This window comes from Mesorhizobium sp. EU05-FHT14A09 (assembly GCF_058790995.1).
The window spans coordinates 76,614-89,021 of sequence record NZ_JBYTDF010000015.1; the positions used below are offsets into that span (position 1 = coordinate 76,614).

General features: G+C 62.5%; 14 protein-coding genes. 5 read left to right on the plus strand and 9 right to left on the minus strand.

Features of this window, described 5'->3' with window-relative positions; all coding sequences use genetic code 11:
* Positions 1 to 3 precede the first annotated feature (3 nt).
* The 3 genes from AC3WTO_RS30145 to AC3WTO_RS30155 all read left to right on the plus strand — a co-directional run bounded on the left by AC3WTO_RS30145 (position 4) and on the right by AC3WTO_RS30155 (position 1,314).
* Positions 4 to 477 (plus strand): carboxymuconolactone decarboxylase family protein, encoded by a 474-nt coding sequence (locus AC3WTO_RS30145; protein WP_492464727.1) that lies wholly within the window; start codon positions 4 to 6, stop codon positions 475 to 477.
* A gap of 75 nt (positions 478 to 552) precedes the next feature.
* A complete protein-coding gene (locus AC3WTO_RS30150; RefSeq protein WP_492464726.1) occupies positions 553 to 915 on the plus strand; it encodes a nuclear transport factor 2 family protein in 363 nt (120 codons plus the stop codon).
* Between the two features lie 84 nt (positions 916 to 999).
* The gene (locus AC3WTO_RS30155; RefSeq protein WP_492464725.1) at positions 1,000 to 1,314 is read left to right on the plus strand and encodes a hypothetical protein; all 315 of its coding nucleotides are present in this window, start codon (positions 1,000 to 1,002) and stop codon (positions 1,312 to 1,314) included.
* A 137-nt stretch (positions 1,315 to 1,451) separates the two neighbouring features.
* Here AC3WTO_RS30155 and AC3WTO_RS30160 read toward each other — a convergent pair whose 3' ends face one another.
* From AC3WTO_RS30160 to AC3WTO_RS30195, 8 genes are all read right to left on the minus strand, one after another.
* Positions 1,452 to 2,879 (minus strand): gamma-aminobutyraldehyde dehydrogenase, encoded by a 1,428-nt coding sequence (locus AC3WTO_RS30160; RefSeq protein WP_492464724.1) that lies wholly within the window; start codon positions 2,877 to 2,879, stop codon positions 1,452 to 1,454.
* A 114-nt stretch (positions 2,880 to 2,993) separates the two neighbouring features.
* The gene (locus AC3WTO_RS30165) at positions 2,994 to 3,809 is read right to left on the minus strand and encodes an ABC transporter permease (protein WP_492464723.1); all 816 of its coding nucleotides are present in this window, start codon (positions 3,807 to 3,809) and stop codon (positions 2,994 to 2,996) included.
* Positions 3,799 to 4,773, minus strand: coding sequence for an ABC transporter permease (locus tag AC3WTO_RS30170; protein WP_492464722.1), 975 nt, complete (start codon positions 4,771 to 4,773; stop codon positions 3,799 to 3,801). The genes AC3WTO_RS30165 and AC3WTO_RS30170 overlap by 11 nt, the downstream gene beginning before the upstream one ends.
* Positions 4,770 to 5,768: an ABC transporter ATP-binding protein gene (locus AC3WTO_RS30175; protein ID WP_492464721.1), complete on the minus strand. Its 999-nt coding sequence runs from the start codon at positions 5,766 to 5,768 to the stop codon at positions 4,770 to 4,772. Before AC3WTO_RS30175 ends, AC3WTO_RS30170 begins: the two co-directional genes overlap by 4 nt.
* 181 nt (positions 5,769 to 5,949) lie before the next feature.
* Positions 5,950 to 7,110, minus strand: a complete 1,161-nt coding sequence (locus tag AC3WTO_RS30180; RefSeq protein ID WP_492464720.1) for an ABC transporter substrate-binding protein — start codon at positions 7,108 to 7,110, stop codon at positions 5,950 to 5,952.
* A gap of 129 nt (positions 7,111 to 7,239) precedes the next feature.
* Positions 7,240 to 8,151 (minus strand): LysR family transcriptional regulator, encoded by a 912-nt coding sequence (locus AC3WTO_RS30185; RefSeq protein ID WP_492464719.1) that lies wholly within the window; start codon positions 8,149 to 8,151, stop codon positions 7,240 to 7,242.
* Positions 8,152 to 8,190: 39 nt separating this feature from the next.
* Positions 8,191 to 8,808, minus strand: coding sequence for a DedA family protein (locus tag AC3WTO_RS30190; protein ID WP_492464718.1), 618 nt, complete (start codon positions 8,806 to 8,808; stop codon positions 8,191 to 8,193).
* Positions 8,805 to 9,308 (minus strand): class I SAM-dependent methyltransferase, encoded by a 504-nt coding sequence (locus AC3WTO_RS30195; protein ID WP_492464717.1) that lies wholly within the window; start codon positions 9,306 to 9,308, stop codon positions 8,805 to 8,807. Before AC3WTO_RS30195 ends, AC3WTO_RS30190 begins: the two co-directional genes overlap by 4 nt.
* Before the next feature lie 304 nt (positions 9,309 to 9,612).
* Between AC3WTO_RS30195 and AC3WTO_RS30200 the strand changes: the two genes are divergently transcribed.
* Together AC3WTO_RS30200 and AC3WTO_RS30205 are read left to right on the plus strand one after the other, a co-directional pair.
* A complete protein-coding gene (locus tag AC3WTO_RS30200) occupies positions 9,613 to 10,287 on the plus strand; it encodes a response regulator transcription factor (RefSeq protein WP_492464716.1) in 675 nt (224 codons plus the stop codon).
* The gene (locus tag AC3WTO_RS30205) at positions 10,284 to 11,687 is read left to right on the plus strand and encodes a sensor histidine kinase (RefSeq protein WP_492464715.1); all 1,404 of its coding nucleotides are present in this window, start codon (positions 10,284 to 10,286) and stop codon (positions 11,685 to 11,687) included. Before AC3WTO_RS30200 ends, AC3WTO_RS30205 begins: the two co-directional genes overlap by 4 nt.
* Before the next feature lie 103 nt (positions 11,688 to 11,790).
* Here the strand turns inward: AC3WTO_RS30205 and AC3WTO_RS30210 are convergent, their stop codons facing one another.
* Positions 11,791 to 12,354 carry a TetR/AcrR family transcriptional regulator gene (locus AC3WTO_RS30210; protein WP_492464714.1) on the minus strand — a complete coding sequence of 188 codons (564 nt, stop codon included), beginning with the start codon at positions 12,352 to 12,354 and terminating at the stop codon, positions 11,791 to 11,793.
* Positions 12,355 to 12,408 lie beyond the last annotated feature (54 nt).

Genomic DNA, 12,408 nt, shown 5'->3' on the forward strand with positions numbered 1-12,408 from the left:
GAAATGCTGAGACAGATTGGCAAGACCGGTTTGCTGGCATTGGCGGCGAGTGCAGTGCTGGCCGCCACGCCGCTGCGGGCCGAAGATGCTTCGGCAACCGCCGCCTTCAAGGATATCCAGGCCACGCTCGGCTCGGTGCCCGACATGTTCAAGACATTGCCGGATGTCGCCGTGGCCGGCGCCTGGGCCGAAATCAAAGGCGTCCAGCTCAATCCCAACACCGCGCTCGACGGCAAGACCAAGGAACTGATGGGGCTCGCCGTGGCCGCACAGATCCCCTGCCAATACTGCATCTACTTCCACACGCTGGCGGCCAAGGCCAACGGCGCCAGCGATGAAGAGATCAAGGAGGCCGTGGCGATGTCAGCGATCGTGCGCCACTGGTCGACGATGCTCAACGGCAGTCAGGTCGACTTCGCGACCTTCAAGAAGCAGACCGACGAGTTGCTCGCAGCCGCCAAGGCGAAATCGCAGTGAAGACTGGCTGTCCGGCAGCAAGCGTCGGGCGGCATCCGATCAAAATCGAACGGTAACGAAATCATGGAGACCAACATGCTGACCAAGACAAAAGCAGTGGATGGTGCCTCGATCAAGAAGGCGATCGAAGGCCGCGACGGCAAGATGTTGTCGAGCTTTTACGCCGACGATGCGCTGGTGCGGGTGATCGACCGCAACAATCCGCCGAGCAAGCCGCGCGAGATCCGCGGCCGTGCGGCAATCAGCACCTTCTGGGACGACATCTGCAGCCGGGCAATGACGCACAAGGTCGATACCACCATCGCGGAAGGCGACAACCTCGCCTTCACCCAGGCCTGCGCCTACCCGGACGGCACGAAGGTGTTTTGCGCGGCGACAGTCGAACTGAAGAACGGCCTCATTGCACGACAGACAGTCGTGCAGGCCTGGGACGAGTAGATCAACAGCCGAGCCATCCCGATCGGATCGGGATGGCTTCTGTTTCGGCGGTAATCGTTGCGGCAAATCATGGAGGAGAACAGCATGTTCAGCGCCAGATGGCAGATCGACGCCAAGTTCGGACACAAGCAGACTGTGCTCGAGCTGATGCGAAAGTGGGAGCGCGAGATCGGCTCGCAGGTCGACATCGCCGATCTCAAATTTCAGATCATGACCGGATCGATCGGCGCGCGCGAAGCAACGGTCGAGACGCATCATCAGGTCGAGAGCCTCGCCCGGCTGGAGGAATTCTTCGCCAGGATCGGCAAGATCGACGCGCACGCCAAATGGGGCAAGGAGATCGAGCCCTATGTCGTGTCGGGCTCCAGTCTCTGGCAGATCTTCCGCGTGGTGGAGTAACGCTCCCGTCCTTCTCCCCGTTCACGGGGAGAAGGTGGCCCGAAGGGCCGGATGAAGGGCAGAACCAATGTTGGCGAGTTCGTGCAGCCCCTCATCTGCCTGCCGGCATCTTCTCCCCGTAAACGGGGAGAAGAACCTTATCCATGCGCAACCATCACGTGCCGCACGGCAGTGTAGTCCTCCAGCGCGTAGACCGACATGTCCTTGCCGTAGCCGGACTGCTTGAGGCCGCCATGCGGCATCTCGTTGGTCAGCATGAAATGGGTGTTGATCCAGGTGCAGCCATATTGCAGGCGGGCAGCGGTGGCCATGGCGCGCGAGATGTCCTTGGTCCACACGGAAGAGGCAAGGCCGTAGTCGCTGTCATTGGCCCAGCCGACCGCCTCGTCGACATCGGAGAAGCGGGTGATCGAGACGACGGGCCCGAACACCTCGCGGCGCACGATCTCGTCGTCCTGCAAGGCGCCGGCAACCACCGTCGGCTGGAAGTAGAAACCCGAGCCCTCGCCCGGCTTGCCACCGGTGGTGATCTCGATGTGCTTGAGCTCCGACGCGCGCTCGACGAAGGAAGCGACGCGGTCGCGCTGGCGCCGCGAGATCAACGGCCCGATCTCGTTCTCGGTGTCGTCGGCCTGGTCGAACTTGATGGTCGAGACTGCCGAAGACAGTTGCGCGACCAACTTGTCGTAGATTTTCTTGCCCGCATAGATGCGACAGGCGGCGGTGCAGTCCTGGCCCGCATTGTAGTAGCCGAAGGCACGCAGGCCGGTGACGACGGCGTCGAGATCGGCATCATCGAACACGATGACAGGCGCCTTGCCGCCAAGCTCCAGATGCGTGCGCTTGACCGACTTGGCGGCGGCCTGCAGTACCTTCTTGCCGGTGGCGATGTCGCCAGTGATCGAGATCATGTTGATCTTGGGATGGTTGATGAGCGGGCTGCCGACGCTTTCGCCGCGACCGAGCACGACATTGACGACCCCCTCCGGCAGGATGTCGGCCAGGATGCGCGACAATTTCAGCGCGGTGAGCGGCGTCTGTTCCGACGGCTTGAACACCACCGTGTTGCCACCGGCGATGGCCGGAGCCAGCTTCCACGCCATCATCATCAGCGGATAGTTCCACGGCGCGATCGAAGCGACGATGCCGATCGGGTCGCGGCGGATCATCGAGGTGTGGCCGGGCAGATATTCGCCAGCAACCTGGCCAGGCATGGAACGCACTGCGCCAGCAAAGAAACGGTAACAATCGACGATCGCCGGGATCTCATCGTTCAGCACGGCATTGATCGGCTTGCCGCAGTTCAGCGCCTCGAGCGCCGCGAACTCCTGCGCCTCGGCCTCGATGCGGTCGGCGATCTTGAGCAGGTAGGCGGAGCGCTGCGCCGGCGTGGTGCGCGACCAGCTGGCAAAAGCTCTCTCGGCTGCCGCGACAGCGCGCTCGATTTGCGCCTCGCTTGCTTCAGGCAGGCTGAGAATGGTGGCGCCGGTGCGCGGGTTCAGCACGGCTTCCTCGGCTTCTGCGCCCTTTTCGAACGCGGCGCCGATCAGCATCTCAGTGTTCATTGTCGTACTCCCTTTTTGAAAGGGGTGGCAGTGGGCAGTCGGAAATAGGCAGTCGTGGTTTTATGTTGTTTCCCGACTGCCTATTGCCGACTGCCTACTGCCCACCCACCGATTTCATTTTCCCGCCCCGGCGACCTGATCGCCATCGCGGGTGAGGTAATAGGCAAGCAGGATGGGCAGCAGTGTCACCAGCACGACGACCATGGCCACGACGTTGGTGACCGGCCGCTGGCGCGGCCTGATCAGTTCTTCCAGCATCCAGATCGGCAGCGTCTGCTGCTGGCCGGCGGTGAAGGTGGTGACGATGACCTCATCGAAGCTCAGGGCGAAGGCGAGCATGCCGCCGGCAAGCAGCGCCGTGGCGATGTTGGGCAGAATGACATGCCGAAACGTCTGGAAACCGTCGGCGCCGAGATCATAGGACGCCTCGATCAGAGAACCGGACGTGCGGCGGAAGCGAGCGACCGCATTGTTGTAGACCACGACCACGCAGAAGGTGGCGTGGCCGAGCACGATCGTCCAGAACGAGAACGGAATGTCGGTCAGCGAAAAAGCCGAACGCAGCGCGATGCCGGTGATGATGCCGGGCAGCGCTATCGGCAGGATGACCAGCAACGACACCGTCTCGCGGCCGAAGAAACGTGAGCGCGAAACGGCGGCGGCGCACAAGGTGCCGAGGATCATGGCCACCAGCGTCGAGATCGCCGCGACCCTGACCGAAAGCGACAGTGCTTCCCACACGTCGGGCCGATTCCAGGTGACTGCGAGCCATTGCGTGGTGAGACCGGGGGGTGGCCACTGGTAGCTCTTCTCTTCCGTGGTGAAGGCGTAGACGAAGATCAGCAGGATCGGCAGGTGCAGGAAGAGCAGGCCACAGGTGGCGGCGATCTTCAGGCCGAGCGGTGCCGACTGGTTACGGTCAGAGCGCATCGAAGGCCCCCATACGCTTGGCGCCCCACAGGTAGAAACCCATGATGACGATGGGCACCACCGCGAAGGCGGCGGCCAGCGGGATGTTGCCGGCGGTACCCTGCTGCGAATAGACGGCCTGGCCGATGAACAGGCGCGACGTGCCGATGATCTGCGGCACGATGTAGTCGCCCAGCGTCAGCGAGAAGGTGAAGATCGATCCGGCGACGATGCCCGGCAGCGCCAGCGGAAACAGCACGTTGCGGAACGTCTGGCCGGGCGAGGCCCCGAGATCCGACGACGCTTCGACCAGATTGCCGGGCACGCGTTCGAGCGCTGCCTGCATCGGCAGGATCATGAACGGCAGCCAGACATAGACGAAAGCGATGAAGGTGCCTGTGGCCGACACCGACAGCGAATTGCCGCCGACATAAGGCAATGCCAGCCAGCCGTCGAGCAACCACTGCAAATGCAGCTTGGCCAGGAACCAGGTGAGGATGCCTTCCTTGGCGAGGATCAGCTTCCAGGCATAGACCTTGACCAGATAACTCGACCACAACGGCAGCATTACGGCCAGATAAAACAGCGCCTTCCAGCGGCCCTGCGCGTAGCGGGCGGCATAGTAGGCAATCGGGAACGCGACGGCGATGGATGCCAGCGTCACCAGCGCGGCCATGACCACGGTACGCACGATGATGTCGAAATTCGCCGGCTGCAGCAGGTCGGCATAGGTCTTCAGCGTGAACTGCCGGTTGATGAGGCCAGAGAACTCGTCGATCGAGAAGAAGCTCTGCAAAAGCAGGGCAAGCAGCGAGCCGATATAGACAACGCCAAGCCACAGCAGCGGCGGCATCAGCATCAGCACGAGCAGGAAGCGCGGCCGGCGCCAGAACAGGTCGGACAGCGCGCCCAGCATGCCGCCACGCGCGGGCAGGATCGCGGAAGCCGGCGCGTCGCCGGTCGCGGTGACGGAAGCGATGCTCATGGCGCTTCGTCCATCAGGTGGATGGCATCGCGATTGAACGTGAAGGCCACGGCATCGCCCTGCTCCGGCACCGTCGAGCCCGACGGCACACTGGCATGCAGGCGCAGGCCCTCGGTGTCGAGCGCCAGCCGGGTGGCGGCGCCAAGATAGCTGACACCCGAAACCCTTGCCTGGACGGCATCGCCGCCGGTCTGGCGCGTGATGCGGATCGCTTCAGGGCGCAGGCTGCCCCAGCGGCGCTGGCCGGCGTAGCGCTGCACGAAATCCGGCGGCAGCACGTTGGAGGAGCCGACGAAATCGGCAACGAAACGTGTCTTCGGTCGCTCGTAGATCTCTTGCGGCGAGCCGACCTGCATGATCTTGCCTTCATTGAAGACAGCGACGCGGTCGGCCATCGACAAGGCTTCGCCTTGGTCGTGTGTGACGAAGACGAAGGTGATGCCGAGCGCCTTCTGCAACGACTTCAGCTCTTCCTGCATGTTTTCGCGCAGCTTGAGGTCGAGCGCGCCGAGCGGCTCGTCGAGCAGCAGCACCTTGGGCTGGTTGACCAACGCCCGTGCCAAAGCCACGCGCTGGCGCTGGCCGCCGGAGAGCTGGCCAGGACGGCGCGCGCCATAACCCGGCAGTTGCACGAGCGCCAGCGCCTCCTCGGCGGCCCTGAGACGTTCGACCTTGCCGACACCCTTGACCATCAGGCCATAAGCAACGTTGTCGAGCACATTGAGGTGCGGAAACAGCGCGTAGTCCTGAAAGACCGTGTTCACGTTGCGCCGGTAAGGCGGCACGCCCTCGGCGCGTTCGCCGAAGATCGAAATGGTGCCGGCCGTGGGCTGCTCGAAACCGGCGATCAGGCGCAGGCAGGTGGTCTTGCCGGAACCGGACGGGCCAAGCATGGCGAAAAATTCACCGGCCGCGATATCGAGGTCGAGCGCGTCGACGGCTTTTACCGCACCGAAGTGCCGGGCCACTTTCTGAAAGGAAACAGCTGGGGTCATCTCTTCTGCGATCATTGTTGCGAACGATCATGCCTGTCCGGCTGCCGACAGCCGACGGACAGACGCGGTCACCTCCCACCGAGAGATGGTTTGCACCCAAGGGCGGGCGAAAGCTCAGGTCCGCGCGGCTCTCGCCCCGCCCCTCAGGGGCGACCCTCCCCTTACTAGGGAGGGAGGGAGATCAACGCCCGCCGATGACACCGATATAGTCCGAGACCCAGCGATAGTAGGGTACGCACTGGTCGTTCTGGCTGGCGCATTTCGAGGTCGGGGTGCGCCAGAACTTGATCTTCTCGAACTGGTCGAAGCCGTTGGTCTTGCAGCCTTCGTCGGTCAGCAATTCGTTGCCCTTACAGGCGGCTGGCACGACGGGAAGCGAGCCGAACCAGGCAGAAACGTCACCCTGCACCTTCGGCGACAGCGAATGTTCGAGCCACATATAGGCGCAGTTCGGGTTGGCGGCGTCAGCCTCCATCATGGTGGTGTCGGCCCAGCCAGTGGCGCCCTCTTCCGGAATGGTCGAGGCAACCGGCTGCTTGGCGGCAACCAGCGTGTTGACCTGGAATGGCCACGAACCGGAGGCGACGACACCTTCGTTGCGGAAATCGTCGACCTGGATGGCGGCGTCATGCCAGTAGCGGCCGACCAAAGTGCGCTGGACCCGCAGCAGGTCGAGCGCTGCCTTGTACTGATCCTCATTCAGTTCATAAGGGCTCTTGATGCCGAGGTCCGGCTTGTGCGCCATCAGGTAGTTGGCGGCGTCGGCGATATGGATCGGACCGTCATAGGCCTGGACGCGGCCTTTGTTGGACTTGCCGTCGGACAGCGTCTGCTCCTCGAAGACGATATTCCAGCTCTTGGGCGCTTCCTTGAAGACGTTGGTGTTGTACATCAAGACGTTCGGGCCCCATTGATAGGGCACGCCATAGTGCTTGCTGTCGACGGTGAACCAGGGCGCGTCCTTGATGCGGTCGTCGACGGTCTTCCAGCTTGGAATGAGATCGGTGTTGATGGGCTGCACCCGCTTGCCGGCAACCAGGCGCAGTGAGGCGTCGCCCGAGGCGGTGACGAGGTCGAAACCGCCCTCATTCATGAGCGAGACCATTTCATCGGAGGTGTTGGCGGTCTTGACGTTGACCTTGCAGCCCGACTTCTTCTCGAAGTCCGAGACCCAGTCATAGGCCTTGTCGGTTTCGCCGCGTTCGATGTAGCCCGGCCAGGCGATGATGTTGAGCTGGCCTTCGCCTTTGCCCAGTTCCTTCAAGGCTTCCTGCGCCACGGCTTGACCAGCAAAGGTCAGCGCAATGGTCAGGGCAGTGCATGATTTGAGGAAAGAATTCATCGTCGTCTCCCATCTCAGGGGCCGCGCTCTGACGGCGGCTTCGCTCCCTGAAACGAAAGGTGTCGTGAAAACGTAGCTTTCGCAAATTCATTTATCAGAAAGGCGGTATCGGTTTTTCCGATAACAAAATCACTGCCGCTGTCGGATGGTGCGCTGCGATTGCGCAATGCCGATGAAATCGCGCGCGGGCTGCGCCAGGCCTGAACCACGCCGCCAGACCATGCCGACCTGGACGACCGGAAGCGAGCCGGAAACATCCCGCGATTCAATGCGATCGCCTTCCAGCGACCACGGGCGATAGATCAGGTCCGGCAGCAGGGCCACGCCGGCGCCGGTGGCGACGAGGCTGCGCACGGCCTCCACCGAGCGGGTGCGGAACGCGACATGCGGCCTGGCGCCGATGGCGGCCAGAAGCTTGCCGGTGTTCTCCTCGATCTCGTCGATGGTCAGCATGATCAGCGGTTCGCTGACGATGTCGCTCACACCGATGATGTCGGCGCCGGTCAGCCGATGGCCGAGCGGCATCCACAGGCGATAGGCGGAGACTTCGAGGATTTCCGATTGCAGCGCGGTGCGGTCGCGCAGGTTCGAGATCACCATGACCGCGACGTCGAGCTTGCCGCCGACGAGCAGGTGCTCGAGATAATCGCCATTGTCCTCGATCGCCGTGATCTCGACACCGGGATAGGCGCGGCGATAGCGCGCCAGGATGTCGGACAGGACATAGCCGGCAACCAGCGAAGTCACACCGAGCTGCAACCGGCCCTTGGTCTGTTCCTGCTCGCCGAGGAAAGTACGGCGCGCATCCGACACGTCGGACAGGATCTTGGTGGCATGGCGCAGGAATTGATGGCCCTTATGCGTGATGTTGAGGCCGCGCGAATGGCGCTCGAACAGTTCGACGCCAAGGTCGGTCTCCAGCTCCTTGACCGCCTCGGTGACAGAGGACTGCGAGATGGACAGTTTCTGCGCGGCCCGCGAGACCGAGCCCTGATCCGCGACGGCGACGAAGAACTGCAGTTGCCTGAGAGTGAATGCCATGCCGCAAATAAACACGGGCGCGGGCAGGAAGAAAGGTGCTCAGCCGCCGGCCAGTTCGGCACGGCGACGACGGATCGACCGATAGCGCAGGACGAGGAAGAACGTCGCTTCCACCAGAACGACGATGGCGATGATGCGAAAGCCGATGGAGACCGGGTTGTGATCGCTGCCGCGCATCAGATAGCCGATGAGCAGGAACGCCGAATTCCAGATCATGGCTCCGAGCAGCGTGGCTGAGGCAAAGGCCAGAACAGGCAACCGCAACGCGCCCGCGCCGATACCGAGATAGTTGCGCACCGTTGGAATGAGTTGTGCCACCAGCGAAGCCGCGAAAGCCTTGCGGCGGTACGCTTCTGCCAGCTTGCGATAGGTCGAAAGCGGCAGGAAGACATATTTGCCAAAACGCTTGACCAGTGCATCCGCACGTTCTTGGCCAAGGCGGCGACCCATCGCGTACCAGAACAGCGAGCCCAGAGTGGACCCTGCAACGGTAACCAGCAAAAGCAGTTCCAGCCGGTCCAGCCCCGGCGCCGCCGTCATGCCGAGGAACAGCAGGATGATGTGTGACGGCGGCGCCGGAAAGATCTTCTCGACGGACGCGATACAGAACACGCCGAGAAGTCCGAACTCCAGAATGACCGACGCTGGGCCGGTCACGATGCGTAGCGCCAGTCGTACGATTTGACGACCGGGATGCGGCTGATGCGGTAGACCGTCGCTGGCGGGAAATTACGCAGCGTGTGGCCAATGCGGGTGGCCTTGAGATCGAGCTGGTCGAGCATGCTCTGGTCGATCGGGCAACGCAGCCCGAGTGTGAACTGGTAGAGCGAGGCGCCAGGACGCAGGTTGGCGAAGACGCCTTCCAGGATCAGCCGCGTGCGGCGCGGCGAGATCAGCCGGAACGGAAGGCCGCTGATGGCGGCACCGACGATCGGTCCATTGTACAATGCCAGATGGCGCAGGCCGGTGGCATCCATCTCGAAGATACGTGCCGTGGGAAACCGCTTGGTGAGCATGGCGGCGAAATCGCTGTCGGCCTCGACCAGTGTCAGGTCCTGTTCACGCACGCCGCGGTCGATCAGGGCTCGCGTGAACGGGCCTGTGCCCGGCCCGAGTTCCAGTACCTGACCGGTATCAGGACCGATCTCGCGGGTCATCAAACTTGCCAGGGTCGAGCTCGAAGGCGTGACTGACCCAACCCTGAAAGGGGCTGCCGCCCAGGCCATCAGAAATGAGAAAGCGTCATTGGTGTGCATATCATCCTCGATCCGAAATCGAACTGCCGGCGAATCGAACGCCAGCCGATGCAGCGCTGTTTGCTGCCACTGGATTGCATAAACATTGCGAAAAACGGCGATCCGCGATGAAAAGCGGGCCTCGGCGCTCACATTGTGTTTTGCCATGTTTACGCAATGTTGAGGTCGTAGCCCGCCACGACGAGCTCCATTACAAGAGACGACAATGCGTATCCTTCTGGTCGAGGACGAACAGGAAATGGCTTCGGCACTGCGCGTGGCGCTCAAGCGTCACGACATGGTGGCCGACCATGCGTCCTCGCTTCTCGAGGCCGAAGATTTCGTGGCTACCGATAGTTACGACGCCATCCTGCTCGACCGGCAACTGCCGGATGGCGACGGGCTTTCGCTGGTCAGCAAGCTGCGAGCCGCCGGCAGCGCCACGCCCGTGCTCGTGCTGACCGCGCGCGGCGACACCGCTGACAAGGTCGATGGACTGAATGTCGGCGCGGATGATTATCTGGCAAAACCCTTTGCCTTCGAGGAGCTGATGGCGCGGCTGCGCGCGCTGCTGCGCAGGCCGGCGACAGTGCATTCGCAGGTGATCCGTGCCGGCGACCTCGCCTTCGATGTCGGCCACCGCGAGGCAAGCATACGGGGCGAGCCCATGGCTTTGCCGAGACGCGAGTTGCTGGTGCTGGAAGCACTGATGCGACGCATGGGCCGCATGGTGCAGCGCGAGTCGCTGATGGAAGCGGTGTTCGGCCTTGACGACGAGATCCAGTCCAACGCCCTCGACACGCATGTCTCGCGCCTGCGCCGCAAACTGGCCGAAGCCGGTGTCGGCGTGACGATCAACGGCGTGCGAGGCGTCGGTTACCTCCTGCGCGAAACATCATGATCCTCCGCAAACCACGTCGACCCCGCTCGCTGAAATGGAGCTTGGTGCTGCGCATCGTCTTGCTGCAGGGCATCCTGATCACGTTGCTTGTCCCATTGCTCATCGTTGCTTTGATCATGTTCGGCGTTGCCAGCTTGAACGACTATGAAGGCGGCACGGCCGACGTCATCAAGGATGCGCTTGCGCGAGACAGCAGCGGCAAGCTGATACTCAACCAGACGCGCGAACTTGCCGAACTGCGCAAGACCGAAAAGAACCTCTGGTATGTCGTGCGCGACAAACAAGGCAACGTGCTGAGGGAGGGTACGATCCCGCCGGCGCTGGCGCCATTCGCGGACCAGCTCGACAACATCAGCGAGGCGCGCTTTTCCTGGACGAAAGGCAAGGCGCCGGACAGACCCGCCGGCATCGTGATGTGGGAAGACGATACCAAGGCGGGCACCGTGCAGATCCTGGCCGGAACCGAAGGCAAGCTCTCATGGGGCCGGATGGCGTATGGTGCATGGGACTTCTTCCTGGTCGTCATTTTGCCTGTGGTCGGCGTAATGGCTTTGGCAACCCTGTTCGTCACCCCATGGGTGGTGCGTGGTGCGCTACGCGGCCTGGGCGCGGCCGCCAGCGAGGCCGGCCAGATCGACATCGACAAGCGTGGCGTGCAGTTGCCGCTCAAGGGCGTCCCGACCGAAGTGACGCCGCTGGTCAACGCAGTGAACGATGCCCTGGTGCGGCTCGACACCGGCTATGAACGCCATCGTCGGTTTCTAACCGACGCGGCGCACGAGCTGCGCACGCCGGTGGCCATCCTCAACACCCGTGTCGCCTCGCTGCCGCCAACGCCGGAGCGGGCACGCGTGTTGCGGGATGCCGCACGGCTTACCACGCTGACCGATCAATTGCTCGACCTGCAGCGGCTCGGGCGTCAGGCCGACAGTATGGCAAAGGTTGATCTGGTCGAAATCGCCCGCAGCGTCGTCCTTGACATGGCACCGATCGCGTTCTCCTCAGGCTATGAAATGGCCTTCGAGCCGGCCGTTGAAAAACTGGCAGCGACGGGCGATCGCGCTTCGATCGAACGTGCGGTGACCAGCCTTGTCCAGAACGCCATCGAACATGGCGGCAACCACGGCAAGATCACCATCAGCGTCGTCAGGCCGGCAACCATCGAAATCCTCGACGAAGGCGAAGGCGTGCCGGAGGACGAACGCAAGAAGATCTTCCAGCCATTCTACCGCCTGCGCCCGCACGACCACGGCGCCGGGCTCGGCCTCAACCTTGTGCAGGAAATCATGCAGCTGCACGGCGGACGCATCGAGGTGCTGGACGGCAGCCCGGGCGCGCTGTTCAGGATCAGTTTTCCGACGCGTCAGAAAAAAGAAGAGGCATCCAGCAAGGGGTGCTGAGCCGAGCAATTCCAGGAAAAGTGCGTAGCGGTTTTCCGTCCGGAATTGCGTCAAAACAAAAAAGTCAGAGCGTTTCCGCGTTTCCGAAAAAACCGGAAACGCTCTACGCGACGGCTGGAACCGGCGCCAGATTGCCCTTGGCAACGGAAAGCAGGGAGGACACGAGCGAGCGCCGCTCCTGCTCGGAAAGCACATGGAAGTCGAACAGATTGGCGCTGCGCATGCCTTCGACGGCGAAATAGGTCAGCATCAATATCTTGAAATCGGGGGTCTCGGCCTTCAACCGGTCGAAGAGCTGGCGATGAAAGAGGCGGATCGGCGCAAGGAAATCGGGATCTTCGGCAATCGCCGAAAAAATCCAGGACGAAGGCGGCTGGTCCTCTTCGAACTTCTTCGCGGAAAGCTTCACATAGGCGGCCAGCAGATTGCCCTGTCCGCAGGCCTGCCTGGCCAGTTCGAGCGACTCCTGGAACTCGCTCAGATAATGTTCGACCAGCGCCTGCATCAGCTTGGCCTTGGTCGGGAAATTGTAGAGAAGTCCGCCTTTCGAGACACCGGCACGCTGGGCAACTGCGTCAAGGGAGAGGTTGCCCGGACCCGACTCGCGCGCGACATCGGCCGCCGCTGCCAGGATCTTTTCGCGTGAATTCGCTCGCGGTTTCTTCATCTTTTGCTGCCTATAAGACACACCCGTGTCCGAATCAGACCTTCGTGGAGGTTC